Origin of the sequence: Pedobacter sp. UYP1, from assembly GCF_040547305.1 — a bacterium.
Taxonomy (GTDB): domain Bacteria; phylum Bacteroidota; class Bacteroidia; order Sphingobacteriales; family Sphingobacteriaceae; genus Pedobacter.
Map to the genome: position 1 here is coordinate 510,706 of NZ_JBEPPL010000001.1, position 19,472 is coordinate 530,177.

At 40.1% G+C, this 19,472-nt stretch carries 19 protein-coding genes; 6 read left to right on the forward strand and 13 right to left on the reverse strand.

The genetic code is table 11. The features are described from left to right. The first annotated feature begins 12 nt into the window (after nt 1-12). Nucleotides 13-1,071, forward strand: coding sequence for a homoserine O-acetyltransferase family protein (locus ABIB30_RS02170; RefSeq protein WP_354299109.1), 1,059 nt, complete (start codon nt 13-15; stop codon nt 1,069-1,071). Beyond that, complete coding sequence (locus tag ABIB30_RS02175) at nt 1,072-2,313, forward strand: homoserine dehydrogenase (RefSeq protein WP_354299110.1); 1,242 nt, start codon at nt 1,072-1,074, stop codon at nt 2,311-2,313. A 178-nt stretch (nt 2,314-2,491) separates the two neighbouring features. Here the strand turns inward: ABIB30_RS02175 and ABIB30_RS02180 are convergent, their stop codons facing one another. Both ABIB30_RS02180 and ppnP read right to left on the reverse strand, forming a co-directional pair. Next, nucleotides 2,492-2,893, reverse strand: a complete 402-nt coding sequence (locus tag ABIB30_RS02180; protein WP_354299111.1) for a guanyl-specific ribonuclease — start codon at nt 2,891-2,893, stop codon at nt 2,492-2,494. 175 nt (nt 2,894-3,068) lie between these two features. Then, nucleotides 3,069-3,380 (reverse strand): pyrimidine/purine nucleoside phosphorylase, encoded by a 312-nt coding sequence (ppnP, locus tag ABIB30_RS02185; protein ID WP_354299112.1) that lies wholly within the window; start codon nt 3,378-3,380, stop codon nt 3,069-3,071. Nucleotides 3,381-3,474: 94 nt separating this feature from the next. Here ppnP and ABIB30_RS02190 point away from each other — a divergent pair, with 94 nt between their 5' ends. Further along, a complete protein-coding gene (locus ABIB30_RS02190; protein WP_354299113.1) occupies nt 3,475-4,350 on the forward strand; it encodes an HD domain-containing protein in 876 nt (291 codons plus the stop codon). Nucleotides 4,351-4,424: 74 nt separating this feature from the next. Here the strand turns inward: ABIB30_RS02190 and ABIB30_RS02195 are convergent, their stop codons facing one another. The 3 genes from ABIB30_RS02195 to ABIB30_RS02205 are packed head-to-tail and all read right to left on the reverse strand — an operon-like array spanning nt 4,425 to nt 9,879. After that, the gene (locus ABIB30_RS02195) at nt 4,425-5,804 is read right to left on the reverse strand and encodes a dihydrolipoamide acetyltransferase family protein (protein WP_354299114.1); all 1,380 of its coding nucleotides are present in this window, start codon (nt 5,802-5,804) and stop codon (nt 4,425-4,427) included. A 58-nt stretch (nt 5,805-5,862) separates the two neighbouring features. Continuing rightward, nucleotides 5,863-7,110: a competence/damage-inducible protein A gene (locus ABIB30_RS02200; protein ID WP_354299115.1), complete on the reverse strand. Its 1,248-nt coding sequence runs from the start codon at nt 7,108-7,110 to the stop codon at nt 5,863-5,865. A 9-nt stretch (nt 7,111-7,119) separates the two neighbouring features. Beyond that, complete coding sequence (locus tag ABIB30_RS02205; protein ID WP_354299116.1) at nt 7,120-9,879, reverse strand: putative LPS assembly protein LptD; 2,760 nt, start codon at nt 9,877-9,879, stop codon at nt 7,120-7,122. Nucleotides 9,880-10,406: 527 nt separating this feature from the next. On the opposite strand from ABIB30_RS02205, the gene ABIB30_RS02210 reads away from it, so the two are divergent. Both ABIB30_RS02210 and ABIB30_RS02215 read left to right on the forward strand, forming a co-directional pair. Beyond that, nucleotides 10,407-11,249 carry an N-acetylmuramoyl-L-alanine amidase family protein gene (locus ABIB30_RS02210; protein WP_354299117.1) on the forward strand — a complete coding sequence of 281 codons (843 nt, stop codon included), beginning with the start codon at nt 10,407-10,409 and terminating at the stop codon, nt 11,247-11,249. 15 nt (nt 11,250-11,264) lie between these two features. Continuing rightward, entirely contained in the window at nt 11,265-12,221 is a 957-nt protein-coding gene (locus ABIB30_RS02215; protein WP_354299118.1) for an MlaD family protein, read from the forward strand. Between the two features lie 138 nt (nt 12,222-12,359). Here ABIB30_RS02215 and ABIB30_RS02220 read toward each other — a convergent pair whose 3' ends face one another. The 8 genes from ABIB30_RS02220 to ABIB30_RS02255 form a co-directional block, all read right to left on the reverse strand. Then, entirely contained in the window at nt 12,360-13,097 is a 738-nt protein-coding gene (locus ABIB30_RS02220) for an SDR family oxidoreductase (RefSeq protein WP_354299119.1), read from the reverse strand. A gap of 58 nt (nt 13,098-13,155) precedes the next feature. Then, a complete protein-coding gene (locus ABIB30_RS02225) occupies nt 13,156-13,632 on the reverse strand; it encodes a helix-turn-helix domain-containing protein (protein WP_354299120.1) in 477 nt (158 codons plus the stop codon). Continuing rightward, entirely contained in the window at nt 13,629-14,045 is a 417-nt protein-coding gene (locus ABIB30_RS02230; RefSeq protein ID WP_354299121.1) for a hypothetical protein, read from the reverse strand. The genes ABIB30_RS02225 and ABIB30_RS02230 overlap by 4 nt, the downstream gene beginning before the upstream one ends. Nucleotides 14,046-14,098: 53 nt before the next feature. Further along, complete coding sequence (locus tag ABIB30_RS02235; protein ID WP_354299122.1) at nt 14,099-14,587, reverse strand: DUF4112 domain-containing protein; 489 nt, start codon at nt 14,585-14,587, stop codon at nt 14,099-14,101. A 663-nt stretch (nt 14,588-15,250) separates the two neighbouring features. Continuing rightward, entirely contained in the window at nt 15,251-16,162 is a 912-nt protein-coding gene (locus tag ABIB30_RS02240; RefSeq protein WP_354299123.1) for a ribonuclease Z, read from the reverse strand. Further along, the gene (locus ABIB30_RS02245) at nt 16,162-16,551 is read right to left on the reverse strand and encodes an STAS domain-containing protein (protein WP_111633156.1); all 390 of its coding nucleotides are present in this window, start codon (nt 16,549-16,551) and stop codon (nt 16,162-16,164) included. The genes ABIB30_RS02240 and ABIB30_RS02245 overlap by 1 nt, the downstream gene beginning before the upstream one ends. Before the next feature lie 35 nt (nt 16,552-16,586). Then, a complete protein-coding gene (locus ABIB30_RS02250; RefSeq protein ID WP_354299125.1) occupies nt 16,587-17,531 on the reverse strand; it encodes a phosphoribosylaminoimidazolesuccinocarboxamide synthase in 945 nt (314 codons plus the stop codon). A 35-nt stretch (nt 17,532-17,566) separates the two neighbouring features. Continuing rightward, on the reverse strand, nt 17,567-18,538 hold the full coding sequence (locus ABIB30_RS02255; protein ID WP_354299126.1) for a PhoH family protein: 972 nt from the start codon (nt 18,536-18,538) through the stop codon (nt 17,567-17,569). 101 nt (nt 18,539-18,639) lie between these two features. Between ABIB30_RS02255 and ABIB30_RS02260 the strand changes: the two genes are divergently transcribed. Beyond that, nucleotides 18,640-19,419 carry an SAM hydrolase/SAM-dependent halogenase family protein gene (locus tag ABIB30_RS02260; protein WP_354299127.1) on the forward strand — a complete coding sequence of 260 codons (780 nt, stop codon included), beginning with the start codon at nt 18,640-18,642 and terminating at the stop codon, nt 19,417-19,419. Nucleotides 19,420-19,472 lie beyond the last annotated feature (53 nt).

Genomic DNA, 19,472 nt, shown 5'->3' on the forward strand with positions numbered 1-19,472 from the left:
GATAGAAATAAAATGTCATCAACACACCTATATAATTACCCAAAGCAATTTAAACTGGAGAACGGAAAAAAATTGCGCGGGATACAAATTAGCTATCAGACTTTTGGAAAGCTAAATGCCAGCAAAGACAATGTGATCTGGGCATGTCACGCACTAACCGCCAATGCAGATGTCCTGGATTGGTGGAAAGGCCTCTTTGGAGAAAAGAACTTATTTAATCCAGAAGAGCATTTTATCATTTGTGCAACGGTTATCGGTTCACATTATGGAAGCACAAACCCACTGAGCATAAACCCAGTGACAGGAAATCCATACTATTTATCATTCCCTGAGTTTACCATCAGAGATTTGGTTCACGGGCATCAATTACTTGCCGAACATTTAGGCATTCAAAAAATCCGCGTATTGATCGGTGGGTCCTTAGGTGGCCAGCAGGCTAGTGAATGGGCAATTATGGAAAGCAACAAAATAGAAAACCTGATTCTTGTGGCAACCAATGCTTATCATTCTCCATGGGGGATCGCATTCAACGAAAGCCAGCGCCTGGCCATCAGTACCGACCGTAGCTTTTATGCACAACAACCTGACGGTGGTTTGAAAGGCTTGAAAGCAGCAAGAAGCATTGCGTTGCTCTCTTACCGAACCTACGAAGCCTATAATGCAACACAACTGGAAAGTGTTAATGAGAAAACTGACGGCTTCCGTGCCTCTTCTTATCAGAATTACCAGGGAGAAAAGCTTTGCAAAAGGTACAATGCCTATAGCTATTGGTATTTAAGCAAAGCAATGGACAGCCACAATGTAGGCAGAGGAAGAAAAAGCGTTATTGATGCGCTGAAAACTATCAAGTCCAACACCTTGGTGATCGGAATTGAAAATGACTTCCTTTTTCCCTTGGTGGAACAGGAATTTTTAGCCAAACACATACCAGGAGCTGAATTCCACAGTATCAATTCAGCTTATGGCCATGATGGATTCTTAATTGAAACAGACATACTTACTAATATCATCGGCAATTTCTTAAAAGAAAGTGTCAATAAAAAAATTGTTAAACTGCATAAAACAGCATAAATGAGCAAGAAACTTAAAATTGGAATATTCGGTTTTGGAGTTGTGGGACAGGGACTACATGACATTATCCGTGGCCAGGATTTAAACCTGGAAATTATTAAAATAGCCATCAAAAATCCGGATAAGAAACGTAGTCTGGATGCCGGACTATTCACTACAGATCATGATGAGATTTTAAATAATCCGGAGATTAACACGATTGTTGAACTAATAGATGACGCAGATGCGGCGTTTGCCATTGCAAAAAAAGCATTAACCAGTGGAAAACATGTAGTCTCTGCTAATAAAAAGATGATTGCCAATCATTTAGCAGAATTAGTAGAATTACAAGCAAAATACGGCGCTTCTTTACTTTATGAAGGTGCAGTATGTGGGAGTATTCCAATCATCAGAAACCTGGAAGAATATTATGACAATGAGTTGCTGCACGGAATAAGCGGAATCTTTAATGGTTCATCGAACTACATTCTTTCTAAAATATTCAATGAAAACATGCCTTATGACGTGGCATTAAAACAAGCTCAGGAACTTGGTTTCGCAGAAACTGATCCTATTATGGATGTTGGCGGCTATGACCCCAAGTTTAAACTGGCCATTGCAACAGCCCATGCTTATGGATTATTTATTGACCCCGATAAGATTCTGAATGTTGGTATCCAGAATTTATCAGAGCAGGATATTCAATATGCAAGAGAAAAAAATTACAAGATTAAATTAGTACCTACAGCCCGCAAAATCAGTACAAAGCAGGTCGTTACTTATGTATTGCCTAAATTTGTGAAAGCTGATGATTTCTTATTTAACGTAGAAAATGAGTATAACGGAGTTACTGTTCAGGCAGCTTTTGCAGACAAGCAATTCTTTTTTGGGAAAGGTGCTGGCGGCCACCCAACAGGTGCAGCAGTTTTATCTGACATCGCTGCATTGAGATACGGATACAGATATGAGTACAAAAAGTATCATCAGCAAAACGGACTGATCCATACAGATAATGTAAATATTGAGGTCTATTTAAGATATACACATGAATATACAGTTGAAAAATTGAAAATCGAAAACATTGTAGAGCGTTTTTCAAGGAATGACTTTAAATATGTGATCGGTAGTGTAAGCTTGAAATCGTTGTTAGCAAATAAGGACTTACTCGTGCAAAAAGATGTTTTTATAGCACATACCGGAAGATTTACTTATACAGATAAGCAAATCGAGGTGATTGCCGGAGAAGAAGCTCTTGTTCATTAAGTGGAAAAGCTCCTGTTCATTAAAAGAGAAGAAGTTCTTGTTCATTAGAGGAGAAAAGCTCTTGTCCACTAAAGGAGAAAAGCTCCTGTTAATATACACAGCAACCCGCTGATTAATAAACGAGAAAAGCCTTTCAGTTAATTCTGAAAGGCTTTTCTCGTTTATGTTTTTTTACCTGTTAGAATGCGGTAAATGATGCATAGTGATCTCCTGTATAATATCGGCTGCCATCGTTACCAAGAACAATACGTTCCGCTCCTCTGTTTTGACCGTTCACTTTTGGATTGACGTCATATTCTTTATAAGCTACTCCTTGTGGCAACAAACCTTCACGATTCTGGAATACTGTCCCTCCCACATATCCTTGAGGAGCTTTTCCATTTTTAGCTACATAATCAGCAACCGTATAAGCTTTTTGTGGAACTGTTACCGCTGCCTGTTGAGTAGTATGACCTGCAAGGCTAACTGTTGTTGCTTGCAGCGAGTTTACTAAAGCTAAGGAAGAATTGCTGTCTTTCGTGAAAGATGAAAACAGCAAACCAAAGGTTAGCAGCGCGAATAAAATTTTAAAGTTTTTCATAGATCTTTTTTTAATGGTTATTTATTGATGAATAGATAAATTAAAGATCAGTGATTTAAGTTAAACTTTTATACGTTCAGAAAAACTTAATAAATTGTTCATAGTAATCAAACATAGCAGACCGTAAATATCATCAGCTTACTAAGCACAGGGACTTAACCGTTATCAGACAAACTTAGCCGTAATAACATAAATAAGCTGCATCCTGATCACAGATCACCTCAAATGAAGTACCTGCAGCAACATCAAATTCTTCTTGCGCAGCGTAGACCTGGTAAGTATCCGTTAACTTCACTTTCATACTACCTGTGATCACGATCATCCTTTCTGGCGAAGAAGCCGAAAAAACATAGGTTCCTTTCTTCATCACGCCTAGCGTAGCTTTACCCTTCTCGGTTTCCAGTCCAAGGCTTTGAACTTTGCCTTCAAAATATACATTATGGGCTACTGTTTCAGTTACAACAGCAGCATTAGTCTGATTACTCATGGTTTTATGGTTTTTTAGGTTAGTCAAATATATTGACTATACACTCATTTACGTAAATTACGGCAGATATTTTCGAAGATAAAAGCAGCTATTTATGGATATGATAGAAGACAATTTATACGGCAAATTCAGTATTTCTCCCCTTATCAATGAATTAATTAACTCCAGGCCTTTTGAAAGGCTTAAAGGAATACATCAGGGTGGTGGAATATTTTTGGTTAACCCAAAACTAACGTTGACCAGGCATGAACATTCTATCGGGGTCATGTTATTGATTAAACTACTGGGAGGAACTGAAATAGAACAAGTAGCTGGACTACTTCATGATATTTCGCATACAGCATTTTCTCACGTTATTGACTATGTATTTGAACATCCCGGAGAAGATTACCACGAAGAAATCTATCAGAGAATTTTAAATGACTCTGAAATCCCGGAAATACTCAACAAACATGGATACACACTTTCAGCGCTGGATCAAGACTTTAATATTCTGGAGCAACCCCTCCCTAATCTTTGCGCAGACCGGGTAGATTATGCTTTGAGAGACCTGTTTTATGCCGGGTTTATTAACAAAGAAGAAGTTAGCGACTTTATTTCAGCACTCTCCATTCATAAAGGAAGAATCATGCTGACTTCCACAGCAGCGGCACAATGGTTTAAAAGCAAATTTGAGATTTTGAACAAGGACTATTTCGCCAAAAAAGAACACCTTTATGCCAACGGGAAACTGACAACAATAATTAAACAACTACTCACTGAAAAGGCAATCACACCTGCCGACTTTGAAAAAGATGACACCCAACTCCTGAAAATAATTGAAAATACCGTTACCGGAAAGCAGCGTATTGAAGAAATTAAAAAACTACAGGATTTTGAAGAATACACGCCCAGCTTTAACTTAAAAGACCGGGTAGTAGATCCGGAACTTTATAGCGGTGGAAAATACTTCAGACTGAGTGAAGCCTGAGCCCAAACGTAATTCACGATAAAGGGGTATCCGGTTAACCGGATACCCCTTTAATTATTTTCCCCTTTCAGGAATTAGATCTCTCTGTTGATATCCCAGTTTTCCAGGTAATCTGCCACCCGGCGTACAAAAGTACCACCAAGCGCACCATTAACCACTCTGTGATCATAAGACAGCGAAAGGAACATCATATGGCGGATTGCAATTACATCACCGTATTCAGTCTCCAAAACAGCTGGTTTCTTTTTAATAGCCCCTACCGCAAGAATTGCTACCTGAGGCTGATTGATAATAGGTGTTCCCATTACGTTTCCAAATGAACCTACATTAGTCAAAGTAAAAGTACCACCCTGCGTTTCATCAGGTTTCAGTTTAGAACCCCTGGCGCGGTTTGCCAGATCATTTACAGATTTAGTCAATCCCACAAGATTCAGCTGGTCTGCATTTTTAATTACAGGAACGATCAAGTTGCCACTAGGTAAAGCAGCAGCCATACCAATATTTATATCTTTTTTCTTGATGATCTTAGTTCCATTAACAGAAACATTGATCATTGGAAAATCTTTGATTGCTTTGGTTACCGCTTCAATAAAGATTGGCGTAAAGGTGATCTTTTCGTTCTCTCTCTTCTCGAAGTTTTTCTTCACTTTATCTCTCCAAAGCACCATGTTCGTCACATCGGCCTCTACGAATGAAGTTACATGCGCAGAAGTCTGCTTACTCATCACCATATGATCCGCAATGATTTTACCCATGCGATCCATTTCAATGATCTCATCAGCACCACTTACACTCACTACCGGCTGCGCACTGGCAGACTTTGCAGCCGCAACAGGCGCCGGTGCAGCACTAGTATTAACTGGCGCTTCTTTAACAGCAACAGGCTGGCTTTGTGCAGCACGGTTAGCTAATACAGCTCCCGTACTTTTACGACCATTCTGAATATAATTTAACAGATCATCCTTAGTTAAACGGCCATCAGCACCACTACCAGCAATATCATCAAGTTCAGTTACACTAATCTGCTCCTGAGCAGCAATGCTCTTCACTAAAGGAGAATAAAAACGATCCGGATCACTGCTATGCTGCGCAGAATTTACCGGCGTGTCATTCAATTGTTCTGTTCCCGGAATATTTACCGATTGCTCAGCTGCAGGAGCCTGTTCAGCCATTACTGGCTGCTCTTGCTTTTCAGCAGTTTTACTTTCAGCAGCGTCCGTCTCGATTATTGCAATTACAGCACCAACCTGAACAACATCATCTTCTTTATATAATTGTTGGATCAATTTTCCAGCCACTGGTGACGGAACTTCTGAGTCCACTTTATCCGTTGCGATTTCTAACAGGGTATCATCCAAACTGATCATATCACCAGGTTGTTTTAACCACTTGATGACGGTTGCTTCTGCAACACTTTCTCCCATTTTAGGTAATAATAATTCGTATTGTGCCATTTAGTTTACAGTAAATTTGGTATTTCCTATCGGATGCAAAAGTAAGGCTTTTTTGCAGTTAATTGTTATCTTCTTTCAGCAGATTCAAAATCATTGTTAATGCAGCTATAGCTGAACGCTCAATATTCTGTGCTCTTTTACTACCAAAAGTAAATAACTTAGCCACTACCCCATTCCTGTTTGCCACTGCTATCCAGACAGTTCCGACTGGTTTATCGGCAGTTCCGCCATCAGGTCCGGCGATGCCGCTTACCGCAACACTATAGTCCGTATTAAAATGAGTAATTGCGCCAGAAGCCATTTCTTTTACAGTTTGTTCACTAACCGCACCATATTTTGCCAGCGTTTCCGCTTTTACCCCTAGAACAGACTGCTTCAATTCATAAGAATAAACAACCGCACCACCTGCATAAACCGACGAACAACCCGGATGCTGGGTAATTAACTGTGCAATATAGCCACCAGTACAGCTCTCCGCAGTAGAAAGCGTCAATCCCTTTTTATCCATGAGATCAAGAATTGCTTTCTCAATCGCAATATCATCCTCAGCAACAATATAAGGCTTGATTTTTTCAATAATCCGCTGCGCATACACTTCTACTTCTTCCTTCAATTGAGCCTCATTAGTACCAGATGTACTTAACCTCAACCTTACCTGTCCAAGTTTCGGTAAATAAGCAAGCTTGATAGAAGGCGGCAAACTATCTTCAATATCCTCAATCTGTTGTGCCAGGAAAGACTCCCCTAAATTTGCAGTAAGTATAGTTTTATGATATATAAAAGGCAATTCAAAAGCCTGCTTCAATCTTGGCAGGATTTCTTCATCCATTAAATACATCATTTCAAAAGGCACACCCGGCATAGAAACAAAAATGGTTCCTTCACGCTCAAACCACATGCAAGGTGCCGTTCCGTTTTTATTTGGGATCACTGTACAACCATCAGGCACATCAGCCTGCTTGATATTTGATTCAATCATCGGGCGGTTAAAACGTCTGAAAATCTCTTCCACCTGCGCCAGTACCCCAGCATCACGGCGCATACCCATATTAAAGTATTTCGCCAATGTATATTTGGTGATATCGTCCTTAGTCGGTCCTAATCCACCAGTAATTAAAATGATCTTCGCCCTTTGCTCCGCCTGTCCCAGCGCCTCTATAATATGATCAGCATCATCAGACACTGAGGTTATTTGTTTCACTTTAATGCCCGCAGCATTCAGTTGTTTGGCCATCCATGCAGAATTTGTATCCACAATCTGGCCGATTAATATTTCATCGCCAATCGTAATAATCTCAGCTAACATAAAAATTCGTTAAAAACGTGTATAATAAGCTTGTTGCTTGCTCAGCTTCAAATCTTGTAAGATCGAAGCTTTCACCTTAATTGTCAAATTATAACTTCTGTAGGGACCAATAGGAATCCAGTTAATACTCATATCCCAGCAATGTAAATCTCTGTATATCGCAAAAGAAGTAGGTGACAAACCCGCACTTTTAAAATCATATCCAGAGGTAAACTGTACTTTCCACTTAGGGGTAACATTAAAATCCCCATTAAAGTTTAGCGTATTGGTTGCTGTCGGCAACAAACCAGTTGCTTGCTTGGAATAGTCAAAACGGTAAGAAAAAGTAAAATTCCATGGAATCTTAAAATCGACAAAGGCATTAGGATCCTTGCTCACTTCTGCCAATTGCGCAGCCTGCTCAGGCGTCATCCCATTTTGCTGTACTTTTTTAGTAGTCTTATCCAAACTCTCATTACGCTTGCGGAAAGCCTCCGCATTTAAACTATAGCCAAAAGAAACACTAAACCTTGTTAACCTTGGAAGCGTATACCTGTCAACCAGTTTTTTAGTTTGATAAACCCCATTAATTGTTGAATCCGCTACCGCATAAGGGTTAAACGATCCATCATAAGTAATCCCGAATTTATCTGTAAACTGTGAACGTCCACTAAAACTCAACTCAGAAAGCTTAAAGGCTGGTGCAAGGAAGTTATAAGATCCATTAAACCCTAAACCCTGAATAATCGGAACCTTTCTCATTCCCGTACCCGTTGTATCTTTTTTCGAAAATACCTTTGCCTCTAAAGTGTTATCCAATCCAAAGCTAATACTTGCATTCCTGCCTTCTCCTGGCCCACCATATAAAGTACCCTCATGAATAGAATACCGTTTATTCCTGCCATAAAAAGGGTCATAAACCGGCGTACCATCCTGGTAAAGTAAAGTCTTGTAATTTCCTTTCGAAGGATCTGAAAAATCAGGGCGGTAACTAAAGTTCGCATTCGGTGTCATCACTAAACGCAAAGCTTTTAAATTACCCATTTTCTTAAATTGCAGCGTATTATAGATCTTGGTAGATACACCCATATTAATACTATACTCACCAGAACGGTTAAAACCCTGAATCGTATCTCTGACTATTTGATCTGCCTGAAGTACACCATTGGACATAATTCCGCGGATTGCAGTTTGACGGACAGACTGGAACTGCCATTTCTCTAAATAAGTTCCACCTGCTGAAAAGTTGAAATACTTCAATGCCGTAAAGTTGATACTTACCGGCACCGTATGACTGAATCCATTTTTTAACCTATCCAATGATTTTCTGGTAAAAAGCAAACTATCAGAAGTAGAAATAGAGTTAGAAGCTACCATCGAGTAACCTACAGTAATCTTATTATACCATTTCTGCTCCCCTACACCCTTTTGCTTAAAAAGCGGAAACGTCTGCACACCTAACGCGATATCGGGTAAAGTAACATCCACAGTTTTAGACTGTGTATTCTGGTTATGTCTTGCCGCAGCTGAGAAAGTGACCTTTCCATCAGCGAATGTTCTGCCGTAACTTACACTGGAAGATAAAGCATTTTCAGTAATCTGTCTGAAATCATAACTGGTCCCACCGGCAGTATTTAAATTGTAACCACTGGTCTTGATATTCACACTCGCTCCAAAGTTTGTTCCCGGATGCGCATTGGCATTCTGTGAATGTACCCACTGGATACTATAATCCTTTCTGGGCTCATAAGCCGGTGTACCCTCCAAACCATAACGGTTACTGTTATAATCTACTTTGATACTTCCATTATACTTATAACGCTTCACATAATTTGAAGTTACCGACATCCCATAAGAACCCCGGGTATAAAGCGTACCCAGAATCTTCGCATCCCAGTAATCATTCAGGTTCAGATAATACCCACCATCCCTGAAAAAGAACCCCCTGGTATAATCATCACCAACATTGGGCATGATAATCCCTGAATTTCTTTTATTAGGTTTTGGAAAAAAAGCAAATGGTAAACCCAAAGGCAACGGTATATCCTCAATCTTAAGATATACGGGCCCTGTAATAATTTGTTTATCCGTCACAATACCTTTCGTAATAAAGATCCCAAAATGCGGATGTGGTAAATTACAGGTACTATAAGTCATCCCCTTAAGGTGAATTTCATTGTCGGGCTGTCTTTTACTCTGTCCACCAGAAAAGAATCCACCCTCCTGTTCAGTGAAAGTATTGAAGACCGTACCCTTTCCCGATTTAGTATTGTAGAAAAGTGAATCCGCAATAGAGGATCCTTGTTTCTCCATCTTAAAGATAGGCTTCCCCAAATATTTACCTCTGGAATCCTTTCTTCCGCTGGCAAAAACAGTATTCGTTTTAGAGTTATAAGTGATATAATCCGCATCAAGCTCAAAAGATTGATAAATAACCCTTGCCTTTCCATATAAATAGATGATACTATTATCCTTGCTGTATTTTGTTGAATCGACCGCAGAATATTCTATTTTAGAATCCCCCTGTTTCACCACACCACCCTTGGCACCTGCAGCACCACCAACTTTAACTTTGGAAGTGTCTTTTTTTGCTGTGTCCTGCTGTAGCCCCACTGGGATTTTAGCAGCAGTATTTGAATTAGGTATAACTTTATTAATAGCTTTCTTAGTAGTGTCCTGCTGTTGCGATATCTGGCGTGTAGAAAAACTTTCCAGGGCAAAAGCAGAGTGACCGGCCAATACCAGTAAAAAGATAAAATTCAGTAAGAGGATAGTTCGTAAAAATTTCAAATTCTTGTGTGAATGTAATAAGTGCAACTGTAGTTAAAGTCTGTCTAAATTTATAGATTAAAATTGTTTAATATCCGTTTTTGAATGAAACAGCTCAACTGTTGCAAAGAAAGCCATTACCTTCCCGAAACATTTAACGCCACTACAGCCAGAAATTGTGCTTAAACAAATTAATAGCTATGTTTAAAACATCCTTTTAACCCAAAACGTCCAAAATTAGCGAAAAATATAGCATTGCCGGGGGCAAATGCTATTTTGCTTAAAAATATTTCCTAACACCCCTCTAAACAATAGATTACCAACAAATTGAACAAGATAATTAATTAAAATCACGGCAATAAATGAACAAGGATATACTGGATCACCGGGCTTGCAGCAAAACAATTTGAAACAATGGGCACCAATTCTGTACTAAAAATTATATTATACTATCTTTGTGCGCAAATAAGCTACAATTAAGGGATAATAATGCCTGTTTAAGTTTATAAAATTAAAACAGATCTGAGGCTATTAAACAAAAAGATTAAATGATATTGAAAAGGAATCTATTCTTATGCGCTATTTTTTTATTAATTGGTTCAAAAGCTGCCATATCTCAGGGCTATAAAGTAAAGACTATTGTGATCGACGCTGGTCACGGCGGAGATAAACCAGGCGCTGCCGGAAGTTATTCCTTAGAAAAAAACGTAACCCTGCAAGTTGCCCTGAAACTAGGCCGGAAGTTTGAAGAAGATATGCCAGGCGTAAAAATCGTTTACACCCGAAAAACCGATGTTGATATATCCCTATACCGCAGACCAGAAATTGCGACTGCCGCAAAAGCCGATTTATTTATCTCTATTCACTGTAATTCCATGCCCGACCGCAGAGTTGTGACCGGATATACCACCAGGAAAGGGAAAAGAACACCAAAATACGGCTACGTAAAAAACAAAACTACAAGTGGTGCCGAAACATTTGTAGCCGGTAGTCACCGCCTGAACGAGCAAGACGGTGCACTCCGTGAAAATGCCGATATCAGTCTGGAAAAGGATTATAAAAAAAATTATAATGGTTACGATCCAAAGGATCCTGAAACATTTATTATACTATCTTTGTTTAAAAACATATACAGGGACAAAAGTCTGAAGTTAGCGCGACTAATGCAGAACAATTACACCCACGACAACAAGAGATTTAACAGAGGTGTTAAAGAGCAAGGAATTTTAATCTTACAAAGATGCGGTATGCCTGCAGTACTGACCGAGATTGGATTTATATCCAACCCAGCCGAAGAAGATTATATAAACTCTGCAAACGGACAAGCTGAAATTGTGAATGCAATCTTCAAAGCCGTAAAGACCTACAAACAAGAAACAGAAGTAAATTAAGTAAAAAGACTATAAGTGAAAATAACTAACGAAACCAAAGTAGGCATATTAGCAGCCTTTTCTATCGCCGCATTAATTATCGGGTATAACTTCCTTAAAGGTAACTCATTATTTTCGAGTGAGACCTTATTATATGCCAGATACTCTCGTGTTGACGGTCTTGCTATATCAAAACCAGTATTAATTAATGGTTTTCAGATTGGTCGTGTAGATAAACTTGTCTTACAACCCGACGGAACAATCCTTGCTACCCTAAAAATAAAGGGCAAATACGATATTCCAAAATCAACCATTGCGAGATTGGAAAGCACAGACCTGTTGGGAAGTAAAGCAATTGTAATGGCATTAGGAACCGGTAGAGACTTCGCCCAGGACGGTGACACCCTAAACTCTAACGTAGAAAAAAACCTGATGGAAACCGTTCAGCCCGTACAAAAGAAAGCAGAACTGATCATCGGTAAAATGGATTCCATCCTGACCAGTGTCAACTCCATCCTGAACCCTGACTTCCAGAAAAACGTCAACAAGAGTTTCAACAGTATTGCTGGTACCCTTGCTTCCTTAGAAGGAACCTCTAAAAAAGTAGACGGACTAGTAGGAACTGAAAGTAAAAGAATCGCTGCTATCTTAGCAAACGCCGAATCAATTTCAGGAAACCTTAAAAACAATAACGAGAAAATCAACGCTATCCTAAACAACATCAATAAAATCACTGATCAGGTTGCAGCAGCAAACTTCAAGCAGACTATTGACAACGCAAACAAAGCTGTTGCTGACCTTCAGGGGATCGTAAGTAAAGTAAACGACGGCAAAGGAACCCTAGGCTTGCTGGTTAACGACACTAAGATGTATGACAACCTGAACAATGCCTCTAAAAACTTAGATGAACTGATTATTGATCTGAAAGCTAATCCTAAACGTTACGTACACTTCTCTGTATTCGGCGGCGGTGGTTCGAAAAAGGACAAGTAAGAACTAAAAAACTAAATAAAAAGGGAAAGCGCTTTTGCTGTCTGCGTTCACAAAAAATGAACAATGCCAGCAAAAGCGCTTTCCCTTTTTCAGTTTAATTCTCCACGTATTTCCTGGGTTGGTTGACTAGTCCTAACTTTACCACGGACTAATACCCGTTTCCGGTGCATTATCATCACTAAAGAACTGACCCGTAGGCCCATCCTGCCCAAGCGTTGCAGCCTTTACTACTCTTGCAGCAGCATCCTCTACCGTTCCAGGCCCACTATGATTATTAAAATCTGTCGCAGTATACCCAGGGTCAACCGCATTAATCTTAAATGACGTAAAACGCTGATCATAAGCCAACACAATCGTATAAGCATTAAGCGCAGCCTTAGATGCCACATAACTCGTTGGTTTAACAGGATAATGTTTCCATTCAGGATCATTATGCAAAGCCAATGACCCCAATCCCGAAGTTACATTAACAATTCTTGGCTCCTCAGATTCCTTCATTAAATCAACAAACGCCTGCGTAACCTCTATCACCCCAAAAAAATTAGTTTCAAATACCTCTCTAAACACGGAAATATCAGTTTCCAATGGAGTCTGCGGCATAGCTCCACCAATACCCGCATTATTAATCAATACATCGAGCACCTTAACCCTCTGTCCTAACGCCTCACGCGCAGCCCGTACCGATGTAATATCATTCACATCAATCTCTATAGCCTCCACCTCACTTAAGCCCTCAGCACGCAGCTGGCTAACCGCCTGCTCACCCTTTTCAATATCCCGGCTACCCAGATATACATAATACCCCAGCCCTAACAATTGTCTTGCCGTTTCAAAGCCAATGCTTTTATTTGCACCCGTTATCAATACTGTTTTCATAATCTATTTTTATATCAACAAATCTACAACACCCACTCCCTCCAATGTAGCACATCCATCAGTATTCATGGTACATTTTGCGGGTACTCGTACGATACTCAACCGGTGTAACCCCACACTCCCTTTTAAAAAAACGATTGAAATAAGACGCATCTGAAAAACCAAGATCAAAAGCAATCTCTTTCAGAGAACTGCCCGTATGAAAAAGCAAACGCCGCGCCTCCAGCGCCAGCCGCTCATGTATATGTTTTATGGCCGGCTTACCACTCTGACTCTTGATCACCTCACTCAAATGCCCCGCAGAAATATTCAATAAAGAAGCATACTCACTCACCTCCCGCAACTCCCGGAAACGCTCATTAATCTCCGACTGAAAACTCTTTAACAATAACTGATCAGCAGAAACACCACTATCCTTAAACTGCTCCACATACAAGCGACTCAAATAAGTAAGCAACACCGTCAAATAAGCAGCCAACATACCCTGTTGCCAATCCCCAGGCATCCCGTACTCCGTATTAAGCCTAACAATCATATCCTCCACAAAACAACATTACGCTCCGAAAGCAAAAGCTCATGCCCATTTTGGAGATTCTGAACCAGCGGTAACTTGCCTAAAGCAGCATTCCCCTGAACAGACAGGAACTCAGCCGTAAAAGCGATCCCAGTACTCCATAACTCCTGTAAACCATCCTTTACAATAATTTGATTCGGTCTCGTAAAATAAACAGTATTATCCCTAAGCACATAAGGAACCATATCTATCCATAAATTACTCCCACCCCTTCTCATAAACACCAGCAAATAATGATCCTTACGATGCGGGATCAAAAAATCCTCATGCGCAGGTAAAGTCCCATTAAAATTATACATCCTGAAATGCCTGTTATTTCCTATTTCATCCGGCTCCAAAGCATAAACCGGCAACTGTTGATTATAGTTAAGCATATACATTGACTAAAACTACTGATATCCTGAACACGCAGACCGCGAATCCAGCCCTAAAACTTACTAATTACCCATGCCGTCAGCACCCATAAAATGCTAATCAAAACAACAAAGATCAAAAACAAAATAACCAATGCCAATACGATTGTACCCTTTCCGTCCCCCTGATGCTTACCCTGCTCATAATACTCCTCCATCAAACGCATATTCCGCGTATTTGACTTAAAGAAAAAATCCCAAACCTGTCCAACCCCAGGAATTGCCCCAATCGTCGTATCCAATAAAATATTGATACACATCAACACAACAATCTTACTCGTCAGTCCTTTACTGGCCATAGCCAGTACCAAACCACCCGAAACAGCAAAACCAACAATATCACCAGCAAAAGGAATCAAATTCAGCAAAGGGTCCAAACCAAACCTATACTTAGTACCCGGAATCCTGAACTGTTCATCCATCAAAAAAGAAAGCCTTGAAACCCATCGCAAAACACGGACATTCGGAACCGAAGAACTTTTATAAGCAGAATCATATCCCATAATACCGTAACCAAATATCAGTCATATTGTTTTCTCACATTTATCTTCTTCCAGTTTCTCCAATTTTCCCCAACAAACAAGTTTCTCCTATTTTCTCCACCAACAAGTTTCCCTAATTTCTCCACCAAACAAGTTTCCCTATTTCCCCCACCAAACAAGTTTCCCTATTTCCCCTACCAAACAAGTTTCCCTATTTCCCCCACCAAACAAGTTTCCCCTATTTTCTCCACCAAACAAGTTTCCCCAATTTCTCCACCAAACAAGTTTCCCTATTTTACCCACCAAACAAGTTTCTCCTTTTTTTACCCCAAACAAGTTTCCCCAATTTCTCCACCAAACAAGTTTCTCCTTTTTTTTACCCCAAACAAATTTCCCCAATTTCTCCACCAAACAAGTTTCTCCTTTTTTTACCCCAAACAAATTTCCCCAATTTCTCCACCAAACAAGTTTCTCCTTTTTTTTACCCCAAACAAATTTCTCCTATTTTACCCAACAAACAAATTTCTCTTTTTTTTACCCTAACCTGCATCATGCCCAAATTGAATGAACCTTTACTAGTATTAGTGGTAAAAAAAAAGGAAGGCGTAGTAATGTCCTGACAATGATTCATTCTTCATGAATTCCGTCAGGACATTGCTACCCTTCCTTTTTTTTCTAATTGAATTAAACGGTGAATGTAACCCCTTCTAAAGCCAACGCAGTATTTTCAAAAACACTCTGCGCCTCCTCCAACAACGGCAATAACGCCTTATACCTCGAAGAAAAATGGCCAATAATCAACTTACCAGCACCAACCTCCTTCGCCACCAACCCGGCCTGTAAAGCCGTCGTATGATGCGTCACATTGGCCCTCTCCAGCAAATCGTCCATAAACGTTGCCTCATGATACAACATTGTGCACCCGCGGATACTCTCCAGATAACTCCCATCCGCCATCGTATCCGAACAATAACAATAACTTTTCGGCGTATCCGAATCAATCGTATAATCAGCATTCAAAATCACCTCACCACCCGGCAAAGTCAAATCCAAACCCTTCTTCAACAACTGATAATAATCCGCAGGAATATTCGCAGCCTCCAGCTTATCCACTAAAACCTTGCGTAACCTCTTTTTCTCCGTAAACTTGAACCCCGTACACGGGATCCTGTGATTCAGCACAATCGTTTCTACCGTCAAATCCTGATTCTGGAAAATCACTCTTGGCTCATCCGCAACAATCGGACAAAACTCAATCCCGAACCTTAAATTCGTCTCAGAATACCTGAACTGAATCTCCAGTATCTCCATCAAAGCAGCCGGTGCGAAAATCTGGAAAGGCTTAATACGACCATTTAAATTCATCGTAGAAAGCAAACCAATCAAACCAAAATAATGATCACCATGAAGATGACTAATAAAAGCAACATCAATCTTGCTCGCCTTAAAACCAAACCTGATTAACTGCTGCTGAGTACCCTCACCACAATCAATCAAATAAAACTTATCCTTACAATTTAAAAGCTGTGCTGACGGATTTCTATTAAAAACAGGAGTAGCAGAACTACTTCCTAAAATGGTAACCTCAAACTTCATTAATTTTCCTGATCAAAGCTCCCTAGTAATTCCTTCTCTATTTCTTCCATGAAGATCAAATCTTCCGCCTCATCCAGGTTGCCCACGATGTTTAATGACTGGTCAATAGACGACATTTCCAATAACCTGGCAATACACTCCGTTACCCCCGTTACCAGGAATAACCCATTTGCCTTTTTGCAAAGCCTGTTTCCGACCAAAAGACAGCTCAGATCCTGTGAATCATCACAATCACTCACCATCGATAAGTCCAGGACGATATTACAATAGCCCTCAGCATTCAACAAAATGAATTCGGATTTCAATCCCGGCGTATTCTCAGCAGTCAGACTACTTTCATCCAACCTGATTGCCACATACTTTTCGTGTTTATCTACTGAAAATTTCATAATATCCCCCTTTTTTAAGATAACAAATTAAGCATTTAATTTGATAACAGACTTTGTAAAACATTCTGCTCAATCCTGTTCAGAATATCATCCTGCTCATTCTTTACAAACTGATCACCAGTAATCTGCTCATACAACTCAATATAACGCTCAGAAATAGATGCAATAATCTCAGGGGTCATTATCGGAATTTCCTGTCCATCCTTACCCTGGAAACCATTTTCAATTAGCCACTTGCGTACAAACTCCTTAGAAAGCTGTTTCTGTGGCGTATTGTCCGCCTGGCGTTCCTCATAACCCTCCGCATAAAAATAACGCGAAGAATCCGGCGTATGAATCTCATCAATCAGGTAAATCTCCTCCCCAACCTTACCAAACTCATACTTCGTATCCACTAAGATCAAACCACGCTCAGCCGCCATCTCAGTCCCTCTTTTATACAAAGCATAAGTATAATTCTCCAACTGATCATAATCAACAATGGAAACAATTCCCTTCGCTAAAATATCCGCTCTGGAAATATCCTCATCATGCCCAACCGACGCTTTAGTTGTTGGCGTGATAATAGGCTGAGGCAATTTATCATTCTCCTTTAAACCATCCGGAAGCGCTACACCGCACACACTTCTTTTACCCGCACTATACTCTCTCCACGCATGACCAGCAAGATAGCCCCTGATCACCATTTCTACCTTAAAAGGCTCACAAATGCGACCAATCGTCACCATTTCATCCGGTACAGCAATTACCCAATTCTGAACGATATCCGCCGTTGCCTTTAAAAATTTAGCACCGATCTGATTTAGCACCTGACCCTTGAAAGGAATAGCCTCAGGTAAAACCACATCAAATGCAGAAATCCTGTCAGTCACTACCATGGCCATCAAACGATGATCAATAGTATATACATCACGCACCTTACCCTTGTAAAAACTACTCTGTTTAGGAAAATTAAAATTTGTTTCTTTAATTGCTTTCATGTTGTTGATGGATCACATCAATTATTGTTTATAAATTACTGTATATCTCCGTATGCCTTCAATATCCTTTTCACCAGCTTATGCCTTACCACATCCTCCCCCGTCAGGTAAATGATTTCGATACCCGGAATATCATCCAGAATACGCAAAGCATTATGCAAACCCGACATCTGTTTCTTTGGTAAATCGATCTGCGTCACATCACCAGTAACGATGAACTTCGCAGAAGGCCCCATACGCGTTAAAAACATCTTCAACTGTAAATCCGTTGAATTCTGTGCCTCGTCCAAAATTACGAAACAATTATCCAAAGTACGGCCACGCATAAACGCAAGCGGTGCAATCTCAATCGTTCTGTTCTCTAAATACAACTTCAGCTTTTCTGCCGGGATCATATCATCAAGCGCATCATACAGCGGGCGAAGATAAGGATCTACTTTCTCTTTTAAATCACCAGGTAAAAAACCTAAGCTCTCCCCAGCCTCTACAGCCGGCCTGGTCAGGATAATTCTTTTAATCTCTTTGTTTTTCAGTGCCCGCACAGCAAGTGCTACCGCCGTGTACGTTTTACCCGTCCCCGCAGGGCCGATTGCAAAAAGCACATCATTCTTCACAATGCTGTCAACCATCCGGCGCTGATTAGCCGTTCGGGCCTTGATCATCATACCACTATTTCCGAATACGATGACTTCTCCGCCGCCACCACCATTCACTTTTTCCGGTGCAGCATCAGCACCATAAGAATCAGCGTTATATTTAAACGCTAAAATTGATTCAATATCACCCGGACTTAAAGAGCCATACTGCTCCAGATGTCCGACCAATTTACCAAACTTTTTCTCAAAGAGTTTCTGCTCACCTTCATCCCCTAACACCTTAACCTCGTTGCCTCTGGCAACAACTTTCAGTTTAGGAAATGCGTGTTTGATCAACTCATAATGCTCGTTGTTCGCACCCCAGAATTGTACCGGATCTACTGTTTCTAATGTTAGTTTTAGTTCGTTCAAAATATTGTTTTTTAGATAGGAGTGTATATTTTGATATAAAAGTTGAATATTTGTAGCGCTTTACCGCATACGCAAGAATAAGAATAAATATTCAATTTTTAATGGCCATTATCACTTTAACAACAGATTTAGGATCCAAAGATTTTTATCAGGCTGCCCTCAAAGGCAGTATCCTGACGATCTTGCCTACAGCTACTATTGTTGATATTACCCATGAAGTTCCATCCTTCAATATCTCTTACGCAGCCTTTGTTTTAAAGAATGTTTACCACTATTTTCCTAAAGGCACTGTGCATCTGATAGGTATAGATTCTGTGTTCAGTGAAAATACAAAATATATAGGGTTAAAATATCACGATCATTATTTTGTCGGCGCCGACAACGGAATTTTTTCTTTACTATTTGACGGCAAACCCGATGAAATTGTAGAGCTCAATATTATGCAGGATTTGAAATACCTGCACTTCCCGCTCGTAGATATTTTTGTTAAAGCAGCCATTCATCTCGCAAAAGGTGGAAAGCTGAAAGACATTGGCTTACCAACAGCAAACATTGAAGAAAAGATGCTGCTGAACCCAGTCATCGAACAAGATATGATCAGAGGAAGTGTAATTTATATTGACACTTTCTGCAACGTCATTACCAATATCACCAAAGAACTATTTACTAAAATACAGCGTAACAGAGACTTCACCCTCTATTTCCGGAAAAGCGAAACCATTACCCAGCTCAGCTGGCACTACAACGAAGTTTCCGAAGGAGAGAAATTATGCCTTTTTGGAATCAGTAACCATTTGGAAATCGCCATTAACAAAGGCAAAGCAAGCGGATTACTGGGCTTACACCTGGGAGACATCGTCCGTATCCAGTTTCACCCCTAAGCCACGTTAAAATTCAGCTGAATCAGCAGAAATCCCTTTTATAAATCAGCATA